Origin of the sequence: Nocardia spumae (assembly GCF_020733635.1) — a bacterium.
Lineage (GTDB): Bacteria > Actinomycetota > Actinomycetes > Mycobacteriales > Mycobacteriaceae > Nocardia > Nocardia spumae.
The window spans coordinates 1,202,517-1,229,200 of the sequence record NZ_JAJFZL010000001.1 but is presented as its reverse complement, the minus strand read 5'-3'; the positions used below and the strand labels follow the sequence as shown (position 1 = coordinate 1,229,200).

Annotated in this window: 1 protein-coding gene (only partly in view); it reads left to right on the top strand. The window is 66.2% G+C overall.

The whole window is internal to an MFS transporter gene (locus LKD76_RS04730) on the top strand: the coding sequence, 63,477 nt in all, runs 15,440 nt past the left edge and 21,353 nt past the right edge, and what appears here is coding positions 15,441-42,124 (codon 5,147, partial, through codon 14,042, partial); the first codon wholly inside the window starts at position 2. Both codon boundaries (start and stop) fall beyond the window edges.

Sequence of the window (26,684 nt, the reverse complement as noted above, 5' to 3'; positions counted from 1 at the left end):
CGCCACCGCCACCGCCACCGCCACCGCCACGACACCCGACCAATCCCTCGGCCCCGACAACCCGGCGAACGAACCGAGCCGCGGACACCGGCCCGCACCGAAAGCCCGCATCGGCCGTAACGTCGACCCGGAGTTCACCTCCCGAGCCGTCACCGGACCACCCGGCCCCGCAAGCGCCGAGGGCGGCGCGGGCGCCCGGTCGGCCGCATCGCGCGCGGCGCTGGCCGCATTCCTGTCGCTGCCCGCCGATCGCGTCATGCCCGGGGCGGTGCGGATCACCGTGAACGATGTGCAGCGAGCGCTCGTCTCGATGTCGGACGAGGCGCTGGCGGGGATCGATGTCGAGGACCTGTCGCGGTGGATAGCGGCATCGTTGGATCTGCATCATCGAATCGAAAAGTTCAACCGGCGCACTGCCGGGAATGATCAGGCGACACTGCGCCGCCAGCAGCAGCTGGTGCGGGCACAGCAGGCATTTCAGGGAGAAGCGAATGCCCTCGCTCGGCGCCTGGACGCACTGGCCGGGCGCTCCGCCGACGCTCCGCTCGCCGAGTTGCACGAGGAAGATCCGCTGTTCGAGCTGCGGCGGTTCGCCCGGGCTGACGGCTCGCCGCGAACAACCGAACTCCTCGGCCTGCTGGAGGACCTTTTCGATTCTCAGCCATCGACCGCGGATTCGGCCGACGATCCGGCCCCCGCACTACGTGCGGACCTCGCCGAAATGGTATCGCGGTACCGCGATTCGGGCACCGCACCCGCAGGGCGCACACCGACCCAACGCGATGTCGCGGCGCTGGCGCAGCGACCTCAGAACCACGTGAGTACGACGCTTCGCAAACAATCTCTGCCGGCGCCCACGATGGCCGAACAGCGGATCATCCTCGCGGCCCATCTGCTCGGATATCCGCTCGCGGACCACCTGCGACGGATCGCCTCGGACCTGTTGCCGCAGAACGCTTCCGAATCCGAGCCCACAACGCGGCCCACGCCCGCGCCCGACTCCGCGAACCCCGCGACGGGCGGACCGGCCGCCGAGCGAACGGCCGAGACCGCCGCGGCCACCGCACGCCGGGCCGGTTATGCGACAGTCGAGATGGAAGACGAGTCGTCCTACAACGCCGAGGACGGGCGTCAGATCTCCTACCACGACCTGCATTTCGATGCCGACGGGGTGCTGCGTGACGAGAACGACGAACCCTACAACACCGGCGGGTGGGAGCAGTTCTTCTTCGTCGGGGATACGATCCGAACCTCCGCGGGCAACCATTGGCTGCTGTGGAGTACGTTCCCGGATCCACAGCATGTGCCGTTCGCATACGGTAGCTGGCAGGTGGTGGATGGCCGGCGAATCGAGGCCGAACTCGGCAGCGGCCTGATCCAACGCTCCGCGCCCCGGTCGGCGGTGAGCTCGAGGTTCGCGGCGCAAGCGAAGTACGAACTGTCGCAATATGTGCCGGCCGAGAACCTGGTCATCCGCAACGAGACCGAGGGCTATCTGTGGAAACCCGGCGCTCAGGTCCCCACCGTGGATCAGTTGATCGAACGCCGGGGGCTCGGCGCCATCGCGGGCGACCCGGGTGTCGTCAACATGTTCTCCGGCGCCCGGACCGATTCCTGGGTCGACCTCGTCGACTGGCACAGCACCGATAACGGCCTGGTCGTGGAGCTCGCGGTCACGTCGTTGCGCGGCAACGAGGCGCCGGGCCGGCTGACCCTGCATCTGGTTCGTGGACGCGACCGCACCGTCGCCTACTACGAGCGCGAAGACGGACCCAACCGTGAGTTCGTTTCCCCCGCGGCAGATGCCTTCCACAGTGATCTGATCGCACCCTGGCTGGCCCGCTCGGGTGTGGAATTCGCCGGCTTCGCCCCGCCGGGGAACCTCGTCATCGAAGCCGAGGCGGCCGACGATGTGCCGGCAACGAGCCGCACCGAATACGCCCCGATGTCGCTTCCGGGGTATGTCGCTGCCGTGGGCGCGCCCGACGTGGTGCTGGAACGGCTGCGTATCGACCCGCGCGGACGCCCGGCACGCGCGGACGGCACGCTCGTGACAACCGCCGGCCCGCAGGGTTTCCTGCTGACGACGACCGGTGAGCTCATCACCGGCAACGAGTGGCAGGAACAGGTATTCGACGCGTACCTGGCGCAGGGCGGCTCGATCGGCGACATCGTGGGCATGGGTATGTGGCGCCTCCAGGGCGCGATCGTCGAGTTCGACCTGTCCCCGCCCACGACGGGCAGCGACCTCGACTACCGCAGTCAGGCACAGGTTCTCGACGCGCTCCACACCGCGCGTGCCGATCTGTCCCGGTGCGCCCCGGTGGCCGGCAACCGTACCGATTCGCTGTGGAACAGCGACGGAACACAGCCGGACGCAACCAGTTTCCTGCAGGATCTGGGTGCCAATGCGGCACCGCTGCTCTCCGGATACTTCGCTGCCCCCGCGCCGTGGGGCGGCCACCTCTGGACGTCGGTGCAGGTCACCGAAACCACCCGTACCCCCGGCGGTATCGCGGTCACCTTCGCTCTGACCGTTCCACGCTGTGAACCAGCGACTTTCACAGTCGAATTCACCATGGTCGACGGCGCCGTCAGCACGCGCTACGAGTCGGTGGGTCTGGGGGCCGACCGGGTGCGAACCACCGCCGCACTGGCAGCGGTGCACGACCGGCTGGAAACCTGGCTGGCGGAATCCGGTGGTGGCTGGGCCGAGGACATGCCCACCGAGGATCGCGCGAGCTCGCGCCCGCAAGCGCCGGAAATGATTGCGGCAACACCGGACAACACCCTCGACATCCGAACGCCCACGCACCCGCTGTGGTCCGCCGCAGACCTCCAGCGTGCCGGAGCGTGGTTCTTCGCCGAGATCTCCGACTGGCCACCGGCGGCAGCGGCCGCTGCCCGAGACTCGATCGTCTCCGCGCTCGAACAATTGCTGCGCACACATCAGGGTCCGGTATCGATGGTGGTAGAACCCACCGGCGACGGTGTACGGGTCGATCTTCTCGTCACCGCGGACCAGAAGTCCGTCGCGCCACCGGACCATGTTGTGACACAGGATGATTCACCGTTCATCCGGGCCGGGGTGCGCACTCTGGAGGGGGAATCCGGGCCCTGGCGCCAGGCCACCTGGTTCGACCTGACGCGCCCGGCACCCGGGACCTACGACAATGTCAGCCCCATATCGTCGTCGAGCGAGCACACGCCGGACGAGGACAGCATCGCCGGTGACCTCCCCCCCGAGGTGTTCGACTGTGTCCCCTGGGTGACGCGCATGCTGCTCATGCTCGGTCTCGACACCGCCACTGTCGATCCGGACACTCCCATCAACTTCCCGAGTCTGGAAGCCGGTATCGCCGCCGGATTCGTGCAGGCCACCCCCGACAACTCCCTGCCCGACCCGATGCGCTCGGCATACGACGAACTCGTCGCCGACCCCGAACTCGACACCATTGTGGTCGTAGTCGGCACGTCCGAGGAGGACGGCACCCGCAACCGTGCCCACGCCTACCTGCTCACCAAGACCGAGGGCACCGTATACATCTACGACACCCTCATCGACGGCGACCGGCACCGCATCCGGGAGTACGACCCCAACCGACGATCCCGTTACACCCGAATCGACTTCGCCTACACCGCGAAATTCACCAGCACCGCCGGCGTGCTCACACCGGTCACCCGGCGCGAGGACAGCGAAGTCCTCCTGGCCCACGCATCCCGAGAGATCACCGGCCCCCCGGCAGGCGAATCCGGCACCGCGGCGAACCCCGCCCCTCACATCGCATTTCGCAACAGCATGCGATCGCTCTACCGCCGCATGGGCGGCGCATCGGAGCTGGAGCGCTCACTGGCCGAGGCGCCTGCTTCGGAGTTGCAGCGCGCCTTGGGGTCACTGACGAACAGCCAACGCGCAACTCTGCTGCGATCCCGGCCCACGCGCGGCGGCGCACGTGCCGCCATCGACGATGTCGCCACCGATCGAACGCTACGGTCCGCGATCCGGAAACTGGCCTTCGCCCTCGCGGCCGCCACACCCGCACAGCCGGTCGGAACGGGCGGCACGGCCGCACTGTCGGTGACGGAGTTGGAAGGGCTCCGGCTCGCCGCCGAAGGTATGTCGGATCCGGACCTGGCAGCACGCTGGGGAGTGACGGTTTCCGACATCGGACGAATGTTCCTCGATGCCGCCCGGAAGCTGGATCCGGATGCACGCCGGAAAGCTCTGAGCGAAGCGGGCCACTGGTTCGACGAAACATCGCCCCCGCCGGCTGATGTGGTTCCCAAGAAGCTGTACCGGACACTGTCCGACGGAGAAAAAGCACAATTCCGGTTGGCCCTGTCCGGAAAGTCGGACGAGGATATCGCCGGACAATGGGGATTGTCGACCAGCGATATCACCGATCGCTGGCTCCATATCGTGGACAAGCTCGGCATCGATATCCGAGACGAGCTGCTGGCGGCCGCTGTTCGATCCGGTTTCATCAATGCCGGAAATCGCGAACGAGGAGAAACCGCGCCGCGCAATGAGCCGTCGATCGGAGATTTCAGCGCGAGCCAGGTGGAGCTGCTCCGGCTACTCGCCGCGGGCTACACCGACAAGGAAATATCGAAACTCGTCCATCGCACCATGAAAGGTGTCACATACGATGTCGCCAAGCTCGCGGACAAACTGGGCGTCGCCAATCGCAGGACGGCAGTGGTCGCGGCCGCGATACGCGGCGGGATCATCAGGGGAACCCGGAGTGTAGCGGCCGCCGGACTGACGTCTCTGGATATCGCTCTATTGGCCCTGACAGCCCGGGGCATGTCGGATGCGCAAGTGGACGAGATCATCGGCCACGAGGCCATGACCGTTCCGGCGAGGTTCCGGCGCATCCTCGCGATGCTGGGCGCCAAATCGCGTTCCGAAATGGTCGCCATGACCATCCATATCGTCGACGCGCAGCTGGAATCGGCCGAAGTCCAGCACTTCCTGCAATCCACTCCCGAAACCAGATCGCGGCCCGAACCCGCCGAGCACAAGACTATCCACAGCTGGCTGCGGGCTCTCCGAAGCTACTACGGCCTGACCCAGGCGGAGTTCGGTGTGCGCGCCGGCCGAGCAGCGAGTTCGGTATCCAGAATGGAGCGGTTCTCCAGACCGCGCATACCCGTACTGCGAACGCTGCGCGACAACCTAGGGCTACCGAATGCCGTTCTCGTCCAGGCCATCGAAAAGTTCTACGCGCGGCCGGGCGCGGCGATCGTGGACGAAAAGGAGAACCGCCTCTTCTGGGAGCTGATCGCCACCCGGCCGGGTTCGCCGGAAGAACAGCGAATCCGGAATGCCATCTACAAGAAGTACTCATGGCTTCCCAATGCTGTCGCAGGGCGCTGGTCGGAGTCGACCGAGGAGTACGAAGATATACAGTCCCGAGCGATCCCGGAGATACTCCAGGCCATCTCCAATTTCGCACCGGTCGATGCGTTCACTCCTTCCGCGTGGGCAGCGGCGCGTGGCGCTCGACTCGATTCATTCTTCGAGCGGCGTTTCCCGTACATGGACGGAACGACGCGAAAACAGTACATGGCGGTCTACACCTATCTGAACAGCCATTCCACTGAGTCGATCGACGACGGACGACTAGCCCGAGAACTGAATCTGGATCGGACCACGGTAGCCGCGGCGCGCGATTTCATAGATTCCGATGATCGTTCCGGTCCACGCCCGCGCACGACGCGGGAACAGATCACCGAATCACCCGAGTCCAGTCCGGAATTTTCGGCCACTCTGCGCGCAGCACTCGCCGACCTGCCCGACCCGGCCCTCGCGCAGAGTGTTGTCTTCCTTCACTTGTACGAAGGACTCACGGCGCAGGCAGTGGGCGACCGCCTCGGCATACCGGCGTCGAAAGTCTCGGAGATCGCGGCCGGCGCGGCCGCACTGCTGCGGGAGGCATTCGCCGACCGGCACACCGACGTCGCTGTGCCGCTGGACGACACGACCATCCCATTGTCCGGCGACGACACGAATCGTCGCAGCGGCGACGATTCCGATCGCGATGCCGGAACCGGTATCCCGCGGCCTTCGTCCGGTATCGGCCCCCCGGCAGGCGAATCCGAGATCTCGCGCGGTATCAAGCGGGCCATCGCCGCGGAGATCTTCGATACCTACGGCATCGATGTTCTCGGCCTGGAGAAACTACCGATCGCCACCGCGCTCTCGATCCGGAACGCGATCATCGACGAGTACGACGAGATCTTCGAGCTGTACAAGCACGGTATAACCGTGGACTCCTCGCTGGCCGAGCGAAAAGCCCTGATGGAAACGTTGCCCACGCGGCCGGATTTCGGGGTGGATGTGATCGCCATCGTGCCGATCAGCGTAAAAGTGGATGGCTCCGCCGGACGGCTGCCACTGGGAGGCAATGTACGCACGATCTTCGTCAACGAGCTCACCTTCGCCGATGCGAGCAAACTCCGGCAGACACCCGGTACGGGGAAGGGCAGTAATCTCCTGCTCGATCCGACGGGCGATACCGCCTACGCGATGTTCCGGCACGAAATAGCCCATCACCGAGACCAATTGGGGCGCCATGCCGATCGACAGGACAGACTGAAATCACTCGAGGCACAGGCGTTCGGGTTCCTGCTGACGTATTTCGATGGTCTGAAGGATCCGGAGACGGCCCGCCGGACCGGCCAACTGGGGCCATGGACCGAGCAGGATGCGGAAATTCTCGGCGAATTCCCCGCCATACCTGCCGATACAAGTTTCGAGGATTGGCTCGATCAGCTCGCCGGATACAGCAGGGTGAAGAAGAAGCCCCGACCGTCCGACGCGGCCTTCGAAGCATTTCAGCATTGGCTGAAACAGCCGAAGGACAAACCCGGATTCGATATCGATATGTCCGAGCTGGAGGAGGCGTATCCGGACGGAAACTACCCACTGCGGGCCGTATTCGAGAAGTGGACCGAGAAGGTTCACGAGTCCCCGGATTTGGCCGAGCTGCTCCTGCGAGATCTGTCGGTCCACCAGCTGACCGAGCTCGGCCCTGATGGCGGGCCGTTCCCGAGCTTGGGTGACCGCGAAGTGTTCAACCCGGGCGAAGCACTGGCCGAAGCGAATCTCGCCTTCGGTAGGAGCGCGCCCGCGGACTTCACCCATCCGGCCTACGCCCTGCAGGCACTGTTGCGAGGGCTCGCTCCGGTCGAGGTATGGCGTGATGCCGCCCGCCGCAACGAGGTCGCGCGCCGGCGGGCAGCCGACCGCGGATCGATCCCCGCACCGTCGGGACCCCGCCCGACCATCACCGTCGACGGTCCGGCAGCGAACTTGGCGAGATCGTGGCGTGCCCAGCCGGAGTCAGAGCAGAGCGCCGTGCGCAGCGAATCCGGATCGTGGCAGGTTCCCGACGGCGCCCCCTTCTCATTGGACGAAATCGCACGCCTGGTCGATCGGCAACACGGGCTGTTGCTGGGTGTCGACCCGGATGTGGTCGGTTCGGCCGGCGAACAATCCGCACCACCACTGGTCGAACACCCCCACGTCCCGACCGGTGAACTGGCACAACAGATTCAAACCATGCTCGATGTGGCCCGCGAGCGCATGCGGCAGCTGGAAGTGATTCGCGACGCACTGGTGACCGGCGGCATCTCGGACGTGCTGGGTCTCGGCGAGTGGGCGCGCGCCGGAGCGGTAGCGACCGACCTGGACTTGCGTTTGCTGCAGCAGCGGATCGACGAGGCGGTGGCACGCGACGCCGACTACGATACGCAGCTGACGCTGGCCCTCTTGGCCACCGACATCGCCGCGGTGGCGCCGATCGAGGCGGACTTGCGCCAGGCTCGGGCTCGCGCGGAAGAGTTGGCGATCGCCGAGGTCACCCAGTCGCAGCACGGTACCCGCTACAACGACGGACGAGTCGAATTCTTCGCCCGTGCGGAAGAATACGACTTTGCGGCCGCGGTAGCGGCGGACATCCGGCAGCGTGGCGCATCGGCGGTCGCGCGTCTGCTGCAGGTGGACCTGTCCGGTCGGATCCTGGTCGAAGATGTGCCGGGCACCGGCGCCACCGCATCGCGGCAATCGCAGCAGCCCGCCCCGTCATTCCAGTGGTTCCCCCTGGATTCCCCCACCGATACCGCGCTGGGGGAATCCAGTGATCGAGCAGCCGGGCCGAACGAACCGAACCTCGGCGCGCCGGCGGACCTCGCGCGCGCCGCCCGCGACGGCGACGCGACGGCGTTCGCGCGTCTGCGTGAGCACTATCGGCAGCAGGTGCGGCAACGCATCGCCGCTCTGGTGCACGACGATTCGGCGATCGCGCGCCTCACGGCCGAGGCTCTCGCCCGGGCCGAACGCCAGGTGTCCACCGTGCCGGTCGACGCACCGGGCGTGTGGTTCGATCGCATCGCCCGTGTAGTGGCCCAGGGCCATATCGAATTCGAGCAACTCCGGTCGCGGTTCGTCCTTGCCTTCATAGACCTGACCGGCGTCGCCGCCACCGACCCCCGGTTGGTGGCAATCGCCACCGCGAGCCCCGCGCAGCTGCGGCAGGCAGTCCAGGCCGTCGATCCGGCGCCACGCGAAATTCTGCAACGACGGTTCCAGGATCAGCTCGAGTGGGCAGCCATCGCGGCTGAACTGGACCGTCCGGAATCCGCTGTCATCGAGCTGGCCACGCGCGGATTGCGCAGTGTGGCCAGGTATCTGGGCGGTCGCGTCGCATCGGAGCCGCCGAGCAAGGCCACGGCCGCGCCGGAACTGGCCCGCCTGTCCAGCACCGACATCACCATCCTGCGCGAGCTCGCCAGAGGGACCGCGGTCAAGCGCATCGCGCCGATGATCGGCACCACCGAGCGGAAGATGTACGAATACCTCGATGCGATCGCCGCCCAACTCGGGGTTCGCGGGATCGGCGGGCTGGTTGCGGTCGCGCGCGCACACAACCTGCTGACCGACGCCGACTTCGCGGCGGCGGATGTCGCGGCCGCGGATACCGATGATCGTGCGCTGTCCGACCACGAGACCACGATTCTGCGATACATCGCACAAGGCTTGCCCGCCGACGCCATCGCCGAGGCGCTCGAGCTGTCACCGGCCACCGTCGGTAACCACACCGACCGCATATTGCGAAAGCTCCGGACGCCGAACCGAGCCGGCGCCGTCGGCGTCGCGGTGCACACCGGAATCCTGGCGCTGGGGGATCTTCCCGAACTCGCTGGTGCGCCTATCGCCATGACCGATAGGGAAACAGCCGTCCTGATCGCACTCGCCGACGGGCTGAAGAACCCCGATATCCGGGAAAGGCTGCAGCTCAGCGAATTCAAATTGCGAACCTGCCTGACCGGTCTCGGCAACAAGCTCGGTACTCGGGATCGGGCCGGAATGGTGGGGCTGGCGCTGCGCGCCGGCATCATCTACGCGGACGATCTCGCGATAGCGCACGATCCGAGCGCGAGCCGGTACACCCGGAAGTTGACCGGTCAGGAAGAGGCCGTGCTGCGCGAGGTCGGAAAGGGGTTGTCGAGCAAACAGATAGCCCGGGCACTGGGTCTGTCCCAACGCACAGTCGACAACTATATCGACCACATCATCGACAAACTCGGTATTTCGGGCCGGGGCGCCCTGATCGCCGTGGCACAGCATCGAGGTTTCGATCCGCACGCCCGCCCGGCAGCTCAGCAGGCGCCGGCCGAACCCGCGCCGGGGCCTTGGACCGGATCGGCACGAAAAGCCGGCGAAAGATCCGCGGACGATCCCGCAAGCGCGCCGACCGCCAGCACATCACCGGCCGGTATCCCGAACTATGACGAACACACCGCCCGAAATATCAAGCGCGCGATCGCTGGAGAGATATTCGATACCTACGGCATCGAGGTGTTGGGTCTCGAGAAGGTTCCGGTCGCCACCGCGCTGTCGATCCGCAACGCCGTTGTCGACGAGTTCGATGAAGTACTCGAACTGTACAAGTACGGGATCACCGTCGATTCATCGCCGGCCGAGCGAAAGGCAGTCATAGACAGCCTGGTGGAACCACCGGACTACGGGCCCGACTTCATCGCTGTGGTGCCATTGAACGACGCACCGACCGCAATCTCCGGAAGGCCGGGGATCGGCGAGAATCCGCGCATAATCTTCCTCAACGAAAACCACTTCTCGGGGACGAAGGAGGCCGAACAGGCACTTCGGCCGGCGACCGCGGACAAGCTACTCGATCCGATCGGGAACCATATTTATGGAACTGTCCGTCACGAACTCGCTCATCAGCGTGACCCGATCGCGGACCTCTATCCACCGGGGTCCCCGGACAGATCGATGGCAGAGCAGGCTTTCGGTTTCCTGTACAGCCATTTCCGAAGTCTCAAGGACCCGCTGTCCGCCCGCCGTGCGGCGGCCTTCGGCGATTGGACCGAACAGGATACGCAGGCATTCGGCGAGTTCCCGGCACTGCCGGCCGAGATGAGCTTCGCTCAGTGGCTCGATCAACTTGCCGGATACAGCAGAGAGCACAAGGGTACGAACCCACTCGACCTGCAGTACAGCGTCTTTCGGCACTGGCTGACTCAACCGAAGACCAAAAACGGATTCGCGATCGATCTGAGCGAATTGGAGAGCGCCCATCCGGACCGCAAATACTCCCTGTCCGAGCTGTTCGGCGCGTGGATAGACAACATCGAGGACTGGCAGTGGCTCGAGATACTGGAGGATTTGCAGCACCAGCAGGCGCAGGATGCCGGCCCGGACGGCTCGCCGGTTCCCGCCATGGGCGACCTCGCCGTATTCAATCCGGGCGAGGCGCTGGCCGAGGCGAATCTCGCCTTCGGACACAGCGCGCCCACCGACCTCACTCATCCGGCCTATGCACTGCAGGCGCTACTGCGGGGCCTCACCCCGGTCGAAGTATGGCGTGATGCCGCCCGTCGCAATGCGGTTGCGGCACACAGAGCCATCGATCTCGGCCCGATTCCCGCCCCGGCCGGCCCCCGCGCCACGATCGCGACCGGCGGCCCGGCCGCGACGATGGCGCGGCTGTGGCGTGAGCAAACCCCGGCCGAACAAGAGGAGTTTCGAAACGCGACCGCTGGAGTCATGGACGGGCCCGCGGGATCCCCCTTCGCCATGGACGAACTCGCGCGTCTCGTCGACCGGCAACAGGGGATCCTGCTCGGCGACGACCCGGATGCCGTCGGCGGTGCCGACGACGGTGCGGGGCCTCACTTCACCGAGCTCGACCACGTGCCGACCGACGCACTGGCACAGGCGATTCAACAGATCGGGGATCTGACCCGCGAACGGGTGTGGCGGCTGGAGTGGGTGCGCGAACTCCTGCTCAACGACAGTCTCACCGAGCTGCTGGGGCTCACCGACTGGGCTCGTAACGGTGCCCAGGCAACCGATCTGAATCTGACCGAACTCTGGCAGCGCGCCAACGACCTGTCGCGGCGAACAGACGACCCGGACATCTTGCCGGCGCTGGATACCGTGCAGGACGCCCTGTTCTGGATGTTGACCGTCGACGACGGTCTGACAGAGGCTCGCACCCGGGCAACGGACCTGGTCGAGAGCATGCTCACGCCGGAAGACGGCGATGCCCCGGTCCGAGTGCTGTTCGACCCGTCGGGGCGGATTCTGATCGAAGGGCCGGCCGATGTCAGCGTGACACCCGCAGAGCCGGCAACAACCGAAACCGCCCCTGCGCAAACGCGCCAGGAGGCAGACGAACGCCCCCGCAGGAACCTGTCCGAACGACGTGGCGAGCCGTCTCAGCCGAATCAGGCCACCGGCCAGAGGATTCGTGTGGTCCCGCCCCTGCAGGAGTCGAACCCGTTCGCCACCGCACACGCGCGGCCCTACGGAATTCCGGATTTCGCGCAGCTGCAGCCTTCCCATTATCTTCCCGCCCTGAAGCACGCGATCGGTGTGCACCGCCAGGAAATCGAGGCGATTGCGGGCAATTCGGATCCCGCCAGTGTGGCAAATACCCTGCGCGCCTTCGCTACCTGCGGAGAGTTGTTCGCCCTGGTCTCCTCCACGATGGCCACCAGATCCAAAACCGACAACAGTGACGAACTCCGCGCGGTCGAAGAAGAGTTCAGCGAGGTAGAGATTGCCCACCGCCGCTGGGTGATGACGAATCCGAAACTGTTCGAGCGCATAGCGACTCTCTACAGGAGCCGTGCGCAGCTCAGCTTGACGAAGGAGGATTCCTGGTACCTCCGGCGGTTGTATCTGGATTTCGCCCGCAACGGGATGGGACTCGACGATGTGGTCCGCGGGCGCCTCGGCGAAATCGAGACGAGAATGGCGCTCCTGCAAGCGCGGTACCAAGCCAATCAGGTGGAGGCGAACAAGGCACAGGGTGTCGTGATCCCTGGGGCCGACGGGCACCGCTTGTCGGGTATGTCGCAATCGGCGATAGCAGCAGCGCGGAAAGCGGCCATTGCGCATGGTGATCCCGAAGGCAGCTTCCGACTGCAGGTGGGCGGCCTCAGCCGCGTTCTCAGCCCAGTACTAGCGGTACTCGACGACCGGGAGCTGCGGGCGGAGCTCTGGCAGGCCGGGCATGCACGTTGCGTTGGTGGTGAATGGGACAACACACAGATCGCACTCGAACTACTCGCCCTCCGCCATGAACGAGCCCAGTTGCTCGGATACACCGATCATGCGGAATACCAAGCGGCGGTGGAGCCTGTCGAGGTCCGGCAAGTCGTCGCGGTGATCAACAGGCTCGCACCGGCCGCGGTAGCGAAAGCCAGGGCGGAGGCTCGCGAAGGCGCCGCCGCGATCGGGGTCGATCATCTCCAGCCCTGGGACATCCCGCACGCGCGACGGAAACTCCTCGCCGCGCAATTCGGAATCGACGACAACGAGATTCGCGAACATCTCGATCTGGACAAGGTTCTGAAAGATGGCGCCTTCTATTTAGCCGAGAAGCTGTTCGGTATCCGGGTCGTGGAACGAACCGGGCAGATTCCCGTCCCCGACGCCGATCACGGCGTCCGCGTATTCGAGGTTCTCGACAAGGACGGGCACCCGATGGGTGCCTTCTGCTTCGACCCCTTTGCCAGACCCGGCAAATCGTCGGGTGCATGGACCGACCAGCTCATCGGAAAGCTCGGATGGTCCGGACAGCTTCCCGTGCGCATGATGCACACCAACCTGAGCACCCCGGGTAATGGCCTGTCCTGGGAGAACGCGCGATCCGTGGTTCACGAATTCGGGCATGTGCTGAATTCCATACTCGGCGAGGGTGTTCACGAACAATCGGTGCGGCGACTGCCGCGCAATTTCGCGGAGTTTCCCGGGATACTGCTGCCGATGCTGCTGACCGTCCCGGAAGTGGTTCGCAACTTCGCACCCACACTGCCGCCGGCACAGGTCGAAAAGCTCGAGGAATGGTCGCAGGCATATCTGGGGTTCGATACCGTCGACAAACTCGCCGGGCCGTGGGTCGATCTGCAGTGGCATCTGCTCGCCCCATCCGAACTACCCGCGGGATCGAATCCGAGCGGGCAAGTCGGCGACATGGAGCAGCGGTTCCTGGCGCAGGCCGGGCTGGCACTGCCCGACATGCCGAATCACTATCGCCTGCAATACTTCGGCCACATCTTCAATCCGGGCATCGGCACGAATTACAGCGCGGTCTACTCCAGCTATGTCATGGCCGAGTTGCTCGCTCACACCGTGGGCCGGCGAGTCCTGCGACTGATCGACGAACGAGGTGGTATCGACAGCACCGTCGGCGACTTCCTGTACGAGTGGGTATTCCGGCACGAAGAGGTCGACCTCGAGGAGGTAGTCACCGCGCTGCTCGGGCCGGACATCGATCCGGCACCGATGGCACGTGCCCGCGGTCTGGAGGAAGCCCCGGCGAATATCGCCGGAGATAACGGACACACGAACAACGGTCACGAAAAGGCCATCGGTCACGAAAAGGCCGCTGCCAACCCGTACCTCGTACAACCTGATTCGTCACCCTCCGCACTGCCACTCGACCGTATCCGCGCCCGTCACGCGGAACTCCGGGCGGCTCAGCAAGAAAACGCGCCCGCGACTGGACGGGCCGCGCTGCTGGCGGAGTTCGCGAGTGCGGTCGAGGAAATGTCGGATGCCGCTGCCGCGGTCGCGCGCACCCGCGCCGCGGTCGACGCCGAGACCCAGCTGCGATCGGCACTCGACACGGTCAGTTCGATCGTTTCGGCGGTGGAGGCTGCCGCGGGAGACGCGACACGACGCGATGACGTCGTCCGACTGCTCGCCGGCCTCGATGCCGCGGCCACCTGGCAGGCGAGCCTGGTGTACACCCAGTTGTTCGAGCACACCTCCGACGCGGCCCAGCGGGTCGATGATGTCGGGCAATCCGAGAGTGAGCTCGATCGATCGGTACAGCGGTACGAACTACTGGCCACACTGACCGATTGGCTCGACGCGCTCGTCACTGTGCTGGGCCACACCTCACCGAAAGACCGCGCCGAGCAATACGATTCGCTGATACGCGCTGTCCCGCGCGACCCGGCCCCGCACTCGCCGAATCCGTCACCGCTGCAATCCTGGCTGATCAGCGAGCTGATCCGAACCGCGGACAGATCGGCCGAACTCGACCAGCAGGCCGCCCGCGCCGATCAACGGCATCGGGCCGCAGTGGCTGCCGTCCAGGATCTGGATCAGCGTCTGATTCCGACCGATCCCGCCGCACCGGTCGCAACCGATGCGGACAGTGGCTCTGCCACACCGGTTCCGGCCGCGACCGCCGACGACCGCACCCACCGGGAAGTCGATCTGGGCCATGCCGCCGGCGTCACCGATATCGGCGGCAGATCGGCGCGACAGCGGCACTCCCGCAATCAGGACGACTTCAGCATCGCGACCGCGACGGTCGGCGGCGAACAGATGACCCTCGCGACGGTGACCGATGGTGTCGCCCATTCGACCGGCGGCGACCTCGCCGCACAGGCGGGCGCGCAGGCAGCGGCCGATGTGCTGACACGGCACGCGGAGGCGGCCGCGGCGGGTGCCACCTGGGACCCGGTAGCGGTGGTAGCGGAGGCGCTCGAGGCGGCCCAGCAGGCAGTGCTGGACCTGATCGAGGCCGATTACGCCGAATCCAGTGCGGTGGACTCTCCCAAAGCCACCATCGTGGTGGCATTGGTGACACCCACCCAGGTCATCACCGATTCTCGGGGAGATGCGCGTGCGGTATGGATTCCCTTGGACGACAGCGACTCCCGGGAACTCACCGAGCCCGACACCTACGTGCGGCAGTACATGGAGTTGTTCGGCGACACCGAGCGCGAAGCCATGGGCCGCCCGGAGGCCGACAAGCCGCTCACCGGCCTCGGTAAGGGCTGGGCACGGGAATGGCAGCCGCCACAGCCCCAGGTATTCGATGTCACCGGTCCCGGAATCGTGGGCCTGTTCACCGACGGACCGATCAAACACCTCGCGGGCAGCCCGTCGAATCCTCGTAGTACCGCGGCATCGGTAGCCGAGCAGGTCGCCCAGGATTACGCCAGGTCGGGCACCTTGATCGCTGCGGCGCAGGCATATATCCAGGGTGCGCTCGCCGCGCAGCAGACCAACGACAATCTCACCGCCGTCCTGCTCCAGGGCCCCGCGCGCTACGCGGCGACCGCGAGGCCGGACAACGCGTCGACCGTCGAGGACGGCACGGGCACCGGCACATCCACTTCCGATCCGTCGCGGCGGCGAGGCGGTGGATCGCCCACCGCGGGCGGTGCCGTCGAACACTACGTCCCGGCTCCCAACCCCGGCGATCTGCATGCGATTCCCGCGAAACAGCCGCGTCGCCGCGGCGGAGTCATGCCCATGCACGGGGGAATCCCCGATGGCGCAATAGCTTTCAACCACCGACCGGACGGCACACCCTGGTTCGGCAACCCACCGCAGCGGCAGGCCGACCGACAGGCGGAACATCCGCGGTTGCGCGACGGTCTGACGACCGCGTACCGCGAACTCGAACATGCCGACGAGTCGGATCCGATCGCCGAATCATTGGGTGGGGCGACCGCCTCGCAGTTCGACGAACACTTCCGTCGACTGAGCCCGATCCAGCAGAGCATCCTGGAGCTCACCTACCAACGGGGCCTGTCGCCCGCGGAGGCCGCGCGGGTGTTGAGTACGCGGGGCTGGACGGCTCCTGCCCTGTCACCCGCGGCGGTGCGAACGGCAACCGCGGGTGCGCTACGCCGCCTGGCCAGGTCACTGGCACACGAGAACTCGGTCCCTGGGACACACGACAACCTGAGTGCGCCCGAGCTGACGGTCCTCCGAATGAACGCCCAGGGACTGTCGAGAGCCGCGATCGTCCGCAGCACCGGCTGGTCTCCCGGCACCGTGACGCGACACACCGGGCAGATCGTGCGGAAGCTCCGGGTAGCGAATCCGGTCGCGGCGGTGTCGGAAGCGGTGCGCCGCGGTCTGCTCGACGTCTCGGAGCTTCCGGCGATGCCGGTACCCGTTGCGCCTGTGCTGCCCACCGACGCACACGAGATGCTGGTGCTGGCCGCGAAGGGCCTGCCGAACGACGCCATCGCTCGAACACATCCCGCCACCCGAGGTCTGGCCGCTGGGAAGGACAGCGTGCGGCGTCGTCTGGCGGCGGTGGGAGAGATCTTCGGGGTCGACGCACGGACCGGAATGGTGGCCGTAGGTATTCGTGCGGGGTACGTGGATGTCAACGACGCCGACTGGTCGCACGAGGACGAAGCGAACGCCACGGCAGACGCTCTCACGGCACAGCAATCCCGGATTCTCCACCTGGTAGCTATCGGGCAGACGAATGAGCAGATCGCGGCCGACCAGAAGATTTCGGAGGAGACCGTCCGCGTCCATTTGGACCGGATCTACACCAATCTGGGTGTGCACTCGCGCGAGGACGCGGTACTGGCGACCTACACGAGGGCCCAGCTCGCGGCCGCCTTGTCCGAGGCCGGGACCGATGACGTCCTGTCGATCATCGAACAGGCCACCTCGGACCCGCAGACGGCTCGGGCACAGTGGCGCAACAGGCTGGTGGACGCACTGCGCCGATCGATTGTGACCAATGGGCTGCGGGAAGGACTGTCACTACCCTCTACGCGCCTGCTGATGCGACTGTTCGATCCCGAACGGGTCAATGCCGTCCGGCGCGCGTACCGGGTATTGCGCGACGAAGGCTACCTGGCCGTCCGTCCGGGCCGCCACACCGTCACCGGCGCGAGCAACTGGCCGGCCCTCACCGCAGACGAGATTCGACAGTACTTCGCCGACACGGTATTCCGGCTTGCGGCAACCGAAATCGGCGAGGCATCGGCGCCGCGGATAGCCGCGGAATTCTGGGCGCGCGCGTCGCGTCCTCCCGCGACCAGCGACCGGAGCGTGGCGGAATGGGTCGACACCGTCGCGCGCAATGTGATCAGCGAGCACCGCCCGGCAGCCGAATTCCTCCGCCGATTCCGCGATTTCGTAGTGCGGAGCGCCGGCCTGAACGAAGAGTCCGCCGTCGCTCAGATATTGGCACAGGTCTCCACCGACGAACTGCGCCGCGTCCTGGCAGCGCTACCCCTCAATCGGCGGCGGCGACTCGACGTATTCCTGCCCGCCCGCCCCGGCCCGGCATCAACACCCGGCAATCCGACGAACCTGATGACCGATTCGACCGTACTGTGGTCGACCGCAAGAGATTTGGTCAATCTTCTGGCGGAGCGTCACGGGGTCACCGTCGCACTTCCGAGGGAACTGCCCGGCGAGCAGGACACCCCCCGCCGGCCGCGCCTGACGAATCGCGAAAGCCAGATCCTCGCGTTGTCGGAACAAGGTCTGTCGAACCGGGAGATCGCCGCACAGCTGGGCGTCAGTCCGCACACCGTGGACAGCCACCTCGGCAGCGCACGACGCAAGACACAGCGCGCCGCAGACCGTTCAACAGAGCTCCCCGATGAGGTCCGCACGTGTTTGCCCTGGGTCGTCGACATCCTCCGGCAGAACGGCCTGGATGTCCTCCCCCTGGCCGGACGCAAAGCCATCCACTTCCAGCGCGCCACCAACGCCGGACTACAACACCTGCCCCCCACCACGCCCGACCGTTCCGACGACCCGATGAAGAAGGCCGTCGACGACCTTCGCGGCAAGCCCATCGGCACCTTTGCCGTCGCCATCGTCGGCAAGGGCACCCGCGCACACGCCTACATCATCACCCGCAAAACGGACCCGGCCACCGGGCTCACCAACACCTACATCCACGATCAGCTCACCGGCGGCGAAGCCCGGCCCTACTTCGACTGGAAAGCCACCTACACCAACCCCGAACACACCTACATCGCCTACTTCGACCCCACCGAGAACGGCGCTCTCACACCCCACACCACACCAGAGCAATCTCACATCGCCCCCGACTTCGACTCCGACATCACCGGACCACCCGCGCGTGAACCGGAAACCCCGGAGCACGAACCGAATCCGCAGGAATCCGCGAACACGGAACCGGACGAGACCGGGGCCGCCCCGAACGACGATTCGCTGCTGCACCTCGTTCGCGACAAGCCCTACGTAGGGGTACGTATCGGCGCCGAGTTCCTGAACGACGCCAGCTTCGAGCTCATGTCGACAGTGACGTCGCTGTACTTCATGCAGCACGGCGGGCCGGGACTGGCGGGTGCTGTCGGGTGGGCGACCCAGCTGCCGTACATCGGCGGCGCACTGATCGCGGGACATCTGGCCGACCACGCCCAACCCAAGAAGCTGATGACCGGCACGCTGGCCGTGGCGGCGCTGGTGGACGGCGCCGCGGCAGTGAACCTGGCGGCCGGTTCGACCTACACCGTTCCCTTCCTCATCGGAACGACACTCGTCAATGCGGGAGCTGCCGTCCTTTACGGCAGTGTCGCCGACAACCTGCTCATCGGGATGGTCGGGCCCGCGCAGCTCGGGTGGAACCGCCTCACCAACCTGAAGACGCACATCACCCGCATTCTCGGAAACGGCCTGGCGCCCGCGGCACTGAGCGCCGGCGCTTGGCCGGCTGCCCTCATCAGCCTGGGTGCCAATGTCGCGAATCTGACGACGGTGCGGCGCATGCCCGACGCCGACAACAAGCCGAAAGCGGACAAACAGCAAAGCGTGCGGGAGTCTGTCGCCGAGGGGATGCGCACCGTCCGGAATTCTCCGGTTCGGCGGCGTTTCACCGCCAATCAGGCCGTCGCAAATCTGTATCTGGGAGTGCAGGGGCTGCAATACACGTCACTGCTGACCAACTCAGGTCTTCCGCTGTGGCAGCAGGGAACAGCGTTGTTGATCACCCCGCTAGGAGGTGTGGTCGGAAATCTGATCCCCAAGCGGTGGCTGGAGAAGACCAGTCTCGACACACTGCTCACGACCAGATTGGCCGGACTCGGCGTCCCCGCGATACTCGCGGCAACCACCACGGGCCCCTGGGCGGCATCGGCAGGACTGGCCGCCACGTGGGCGGCCCTCGGTATGGCCGGGCCACAGCTGAGTACATACCTGAACAAGACGACACCGCCCGACGTGCGGGCGCGGGTGAGATCCATTGGCACCGCGCTCAATCGGGGTGCGAACGCGTTGGGTCCATTGGCTGCCGGGGGCACGATAGTGCTGCTCGGAAACCAGGCTGCCAGCGCATCGACCGCGGTGGCATTCGGCACCGTGGCCGGCTGGTCGCTGTACCGGCGGCTGTTCAAAGCCCGGCGGCTACTGGACTGCATCAACCAGACATCCCAAGCAACCTGGGCACTCGGCCTCGAAACAGGTACCAAACCCAGGAGATGGCACAAGAGCGCGGAACACCTCCGCAGAGCCATCGCCACCCAACTCGTCCCAATGGAGCCCGGCACCGAGGACCCCGTCGGTCGGGTCGTCGCCGATATTCGAAACCTCGAGGGCGGAGCGGATACCGCCGTCGTCCTCCTCGATGACGGCAAGGATATGCACTCCTTGACCATCACCAACACCGACAACAAGCGCGGTGGCAACGTCGTCGTTTTCGACACCAATATCAGCAACCCGGACGACCCCCACACCGATCCGAGCGACCCCGACCGTATCCCCCGGGTACGCGTGATCGACGAATACACACAGTCCTACCCGGACATCGAAGAGGCATTCGTCGCCTACCTCACCACCGATGAGGAAGACAATCTCACCAACCTCCACCCGCACGACCCCAGCCTGAAAGCACCGCGTACAGACGGGAAGGTGCTCGGCCCGCTGGGCCAGGACGACCTCGGCGCCGACCGGCCGGCGGACGAGACCGGGGCCGGATCACCGCGGGACGACGCCGAAGCGAAGGCCGCGACGGCGCGTGACATCAACAGGGCCATCGCCGGCGAGATATTCGATACGTTCGGCATCGAGGTGCTCGGCCTGGAGAAGCTATCGGTCGAATCCGCGCTCTCGGTCCGAAGCGCGATCATCGATGAGTACGACGAGATCTTCGAGCTGTACAAGCACGGTATCACCGTAGATTCTTCACTTGCCGAGCGAAAAGCCCTGTTGAAATCGCTGCATGCGAATCCGGATTTCGGGATCGATGTGCTGGTTATCGCTCCGATGGCCCCCGGAAGCGATGCCATCTCGGGACGACTGGGGGTAGCTCCCGATGTGCGCGTGATCGTGCTCAACGAGATGCAGTTCAAGGGAACTTACTCGCAACCTGGAGAGAACGGGTTCAGGCACTATCCGACAGGTGACCTCCTCTACGCCACAGTCCGGCACGAAATCGTCCATCTCCGAGACCAGAAGGCGCGCAGCTTCGATCGACAGGAGATTCTGGAATCAATCGAGGCCAAGGCATTCGGGTACCTGCTGACATATTTCGAGAGCCTGAAGAATCCGGAACGATCCCACCGAACCGAAGATCTAGGCGTCTGGACCGAGAATGACTCGCAGACTCTTGGACATTTCCCGTCCATACCCGCCGATGTCACTTTCGAAGACTGGCTGGATCAACTCGATCGATACAGCCTGGGGAAAAAGACCGCGCATCCGAACGATCGGATCTACGAAGCGTTTCGGCATTGGCTGACGCAGCCGAAAGACAAACCCGGATTCGACTTCGATATGTCCGCACTGGAGGACGCCCACCCGGACGGAAACATCCCATTATCAGAAGTCTTCGCAGCATGGTGGAAAGCGATCTCCGGGGATCCGAGGGAGGCTTTGCTCCTCCAGGATCTGGCACGCCACAAGCAGGCACAGCGCGGCTCGGGCGTGCCGGCGGCTCCACAGCTGGGTGACCGCGCGGTTTTCAATCCGATCGAAGCGCTGGCCGAGGCGAACGTCGCCTTCGGTATGAGCGCACCCGCGGACTTCACACATCCGGCCTACGCCCTGCAAGCACTGCTGCGGGGACTCACACCGGTCGAAGTGTGGCGTGATGCCGCCCGTCGCAACGAGGTAGCGCGCCGGCGCGCGGCCGACCGGGGGCCGATCCCCGCGCCATCGGGACCACGCCCGACCGCCACCGCCGATGGTCCGGCAGTGGCATTCGCTCGTTCCTGGCGCGCCCTGACCGAATCCCAGCAAGACGGCAGGCGCACCCAGCCGGGAGCGTTCGCAGTGCCCTACGGCGCGCCTTTCACATTCGACGAAATCGCGCGCCTCGTCGATCGGCAACGCGGCATGTGGTTCGGCATCGACCCGGACGCAGCCGGTGCGGCCGTCGAACAATCCGCCCCGCATTTCATCGAACACCCCCACGTGCCAACCGGAGAGCTGGCACAACAGATTCAGCAGCTGGGTGACCTGGCACGAGAGCGCATGCGCCGACTGGAGTCGATTCGCGACGCGCTGATCGCCGACGGCATCGCGGACATGTTGGGGCTCGGCGAGTGGACGCGCGCCGGAGCAGCCGCGGGCGAACTGGACCTGCGGTTGCTGCGGCAGCGAATCGAAGACAAGGCAGCCGAGCACAACCTCGAGCTGGCTCCGATCCTGTCGGCCGCGAGTATCGACGCGGTGGCTCGGATCGAAGCCGATATGCAACAGGCCAAGGCTCGGGCGGAGGATCTGGCGATCAGGGCGATCACGAAGTCGCCCGACGGCCTCCGGTACAATCACGACACATTCCGTACCGAACTGCTCATGCGCGCAGACGATTACGACCGCGCGGCCGAGTTCCCGGTCGTACTCCTGCAGGTCGACCTTTCCGGACGGATACTCGTCGAAGAGGTATCGCTATTCTCCGACATACCACAGCTACCTACCTCGACGTCCCGGCCGTCCTCCCTCACCGACTCCACCGGTACCGATCAGGGGAACCTGGGGAGGGCCGCGACCGAACCGACGGGGCCGCACGCTGCGGGCCAGGTCTCCACCGTGGCGGAGTGGTTCGCGCAGCAGCGCGCGCTCCGCAGCGCTCTGCAAGCGGAGTTGACCAGAGTCGGCGGTGCGGCGCTGGCGGAGTTCAGCCGGCGGCGTGTGGAGATCGTTCTCAGCGGACTGCTGGAACGGCATCGCGCGGGAACGCTCACCGCGAAGCAGGCACTCGGCATCGAATTGGCGCAGGCATTCCTTCAGGTGGACACTGCGCTCACCGGTGCCGGCGAGCCGTTCGGCACGAGCCCGGAAACTACCGCGCACCACATCGGTTCACCGGAAGCGTCCACCGCCGCACCGATGCGCGGCCTCCTGCCGCCACAGGCGCACACCAGCGAATCCTTCGACGACACCGGCAATTCCAGCCTGAATGTCTGGCGCAACACCGTACGCGCGCTGCAACAGGCCGGCCTGGCGAACGCACCCATCGAGCTGGATGCCGACGGCAGGCCGCTGTGGCCGGCTCGGCTCGTCGGCGATATCGCCGAGACGGACGGATTCACCGCGGTCGCGATCGCGGATGCCACCCAGTTCAGCGCGATCGGCCTCGACGCCCGGCCACACCACCGGCAAACCACCGATGCCGAACCCCCCGCGACGAAACGCGAACTATCCCATGTGGCCGCTCTCACAGCGCAATTCGACGCAGTGCGCTGGGAGCAGGTACTGGCCTCGGCCACAGCGAATCTGGCCCGGGTGCGGACTCGGCTGGACGGGACCACACCGAATCCCCGGCAGATCACCGTCACAGTGCATCCGGGGCCGGACGGCACCACCGGACGGTTCGACGCCCGGGTCGCCACGGCGACCGGACCGGTCCGCATGTCCGGCACTTTCCGAATCGAACGGGGCGTCGTGACCACGGGGGTCGCCGTACCGCACGTCGGCACGTCCGCTACCGCACCACGAGTGCGGACCGCCGAACCGGCGCCGGCCTCCGGCTCGGTGCCCGCATCCCCGTTGGACGAGGGCATCCGGCCACGTACCGGTCGCCGCGCCGTCGAACAGCTGCCGGTCGTGCACATGTTCGGCGAACACGGAGCCGCTCGCGGTAAGAAGACTGAACCCGTTGCCGCACCGGTTCTTCCCGCCACACCACTGGCCGATTCCGATCCGACCGATGCCGAACGGCGCCTGGCCGACAGCGCGCTGACCGGACTCCGCCGGTATTTCGGACCGAATGCCGACGAGCAGACCCTGGTGCAGACCGTGGCCGCCGACAAGGTCACCGCCGCCGCCCGCGCGCACACCGGCAAGGTCGCGCAGTGGTGGGAGGAACTGAACACCGGCCTCCCCGACCGTCCCGGCCTGCCGGCCCTGCAGATCGAACTCGGCCTGTCCGATGGGCAATTCGCACTGCTGCGCACGTATCCGCACTGGATCGGGAACGCCGACGGCATTCCCTACGAGGTACGGGACAGGGCGAACCGGCTGTCGGTCGATCGTAAGATCCGGCATTTCCTGCTGCGCCGGCCGGTGGCCGACGAACCTTCGATCGCCGCGGAGGCCGGCGGTCTCGAACGCGCCCGGGCCCTCGTGCAGCGCACCGCCGCCGAGTTGCGGGCCATGGTTCCCGATCCCACGCTCACCCAGGCCGAATTCGCGGAGTTGCGCAATCTCGTCGCCGTCCGCCACCAGCTGATGGCGATCGAGGACGATGCCGCGAAGCTGTCGGGTCGTCCGCCGGTCCAGCTACTCGCCTTCGACGCCGAAGCTGACGATGGCAACGGACGCGTGATCGTGTCGATCGGCAATGCGGACTCCGCCGCGATCGTGAACCGGATGATGAACGGCTTCCAGACCACGGTCCGGACACTGCATCGCCGTTCCGCTCCCGCGCAGGCCCTGTACGAGATCACGACTCGACGGGCGACCGGCGCCTCGGTGGCCACGATCCTCGACATCGGCTTTCAGTGCCCCACCGACCTCTCCGTTGCCTCACCGCGGATGGCCGAGGAAGGCGGTGAGATCGTGGCCCACGAAATCGCGGCGTTCAACGCCACCCGCGAGTATTACGGGCAACAGCCCGACGGAGCACCGGTACCGGTGCTGCACAACGCTATCGGCCACAGTTACGGTTCGACCACCCTGTGTAACGCGGCAGTGGACGCTTTGGGCGATCCACGGCTGGCCGGCGAAGTCGACCAGGTCATTCTCACCGGTTCTCCCGGGGCCGGTCGTCGCGTGACGCATGCCGATGATTTCGGCGTGCCGGTGTACGTGATGTGGGAGAAGGCGGATCCGGTCGCCAATGTCGGCGCCCAATCAGCCGGCAGGCGTGGCCGATTCGCCAATGCCGGCCACGGCATCAGCCCGGCGGCGGCCATTTTCGGCGCGGCCTCGCTCACCACCGAAGTACCTGGCGGCGCAGCACAATCCACGCTGAAGGATCGCTACGTAGTCACCCCGCACTCCTCCTACTACCTGTGGGCGGACGAGGACGGACGGGCGCCCGGACGCGGACTGGACAATCTCGGCTGGGTCCTGATCGGACGTGGCGATCTGGCAGAACGCGCCGTCAATGCGGAGCCGGCACGCCCGCGGGGTAAGCGCCTGCGGTTGCGCGCGCGGCACGGCGCGACATCATCGAAAGCCCGTGGCGCGGAGGTAGATACAGACTCGGAAGTCGATGCCGAGGTGCAATCGGCACTCGAATCCGGGTCCGTGTGGGGCGCGTCCATGGTGCCCGCTCGCTGCGGTGTCTCCGAACTCGCCTTCATCCGCGGCCATTTCATCAGCACCCCGGCCCGGATGCCGGACGCCGACACCATGGCCATCCTCCAATACACCGGCTTGCACCCTCGCGAGTTGGCCCAATACGCGAACGGCGGATGGACGGACGGCACCCTCGACGAATTCGTCTCCCGCATCACCGAATCCGACGATCCCGCCGCCCTGGCGCTGCTGACCGTGCAGGCACCGCAGGCGCGGGAAGACCACATCGACGGCCACACCCTCACGCTGACCACGGACGCCGACGGACTTCGGTTGCACGAGGTGCGGCCCGATCGCGACGGCGAGCTCGTCGAACACGATCTGCGGGGTGACGCAGCGCTCGCACGTCTTGCCGAGCTCCGGGAACAAGGGCTGCGGGGCGCGACCTTCCATGCCATCGTCTACACGGCCGACGGCATGCCCGAGATCTTCATCGGTCCCCGCACGCAACCGGCGGCCGTCGACGGGCAACCTGCACCTGGCCCCACCACCCGCCTCGGGCGCGCCGAGACCGGTGACGACTCGTCCCGCGACCGGTTGGATTTCATTCCGGACCAGACGGTTCGGGGGCCGGAGTCCACGCCGGCCGCACCGGACACGGCGGCATCCGAGAGCACCGATTCCCCGCGCCCCGAAGGTACGGTGATACCGGCGCAGCGCCCGCGCACACCAACACCTGCCGACAACGACCCGCGCGACGATGTCGAACTGATGGCCGCTGTACGCAACGGTGACAAACAAGCGTTCGGCACGCTGTTCGAGCGCCATATCGACGCCGTGCGGCGGCACGCGCGGAGCCATTTCCGGCACACGGACGCGGACGAGCTGGTGTCTCACGCGTTCACCGCAACGTTGGCAGCCCTGGTTCGCGGTTCGGGGCCCGACACCGCGTTCCGGGCATATGTGCTGACCGCACTGCGCAGGCACGCCTTCACGATGCAGAAGAGCTACAGCGAACGAATCACATTGAGCGAGGACATGTCGGTCTATGACCGAGGTGTTTCCTTCGTCGATACGGCAGTCGAAGACGCCGAACGAAAACTCGTCCGGCGGGCGCTTGCCACAGTGTCCGAGCGGGCTTTGACAATCCTGCTCAACCCCGACCTACCGGCCGCGGAGCTCGCCCAGCTCATCGGCGTGCCCACCGCCAATGCCGCCACCGTGGCGCGGCACCGGGCATTCGAGGAGTTACGAGCGGCTTACCTGCGAGCGCACCTTCCGCAAGACCCGGACGAATCATGCCGCGACACTGTGGACAAGCTCGGCGCGTGGGCACGAAGGACACTGCCCGAGCGGGCCGACAGCAGAGTCGATGCCCATCTTCAGGACTGCGACTCCTGCCGTGCCACGGCCCAGCAGCTGCTCGATGTCAGTGACGGCCTGGCGGTACGCAGGCGGGTGCCGGCCGCGCGCGGCGACGACGAGCACACCGTGAACCGGGAGAGAGGGCCTCTTCCGGCCAGTCCAGCGGACAACCGCCTGGCCCCGATCGTCCCCGGACAACGGGACAATTCACGACCGGGCTCCGCCGAGGGCGTCAACGGGGACAACGCTCGCCCCCGCGATGACGGTAAGCCTCGATCCGGCGGCGCTCGGCAGCGGGGGCGGGGCACCGCGCCCGGCGTGGAAAGCTACGACCCATTCGGCG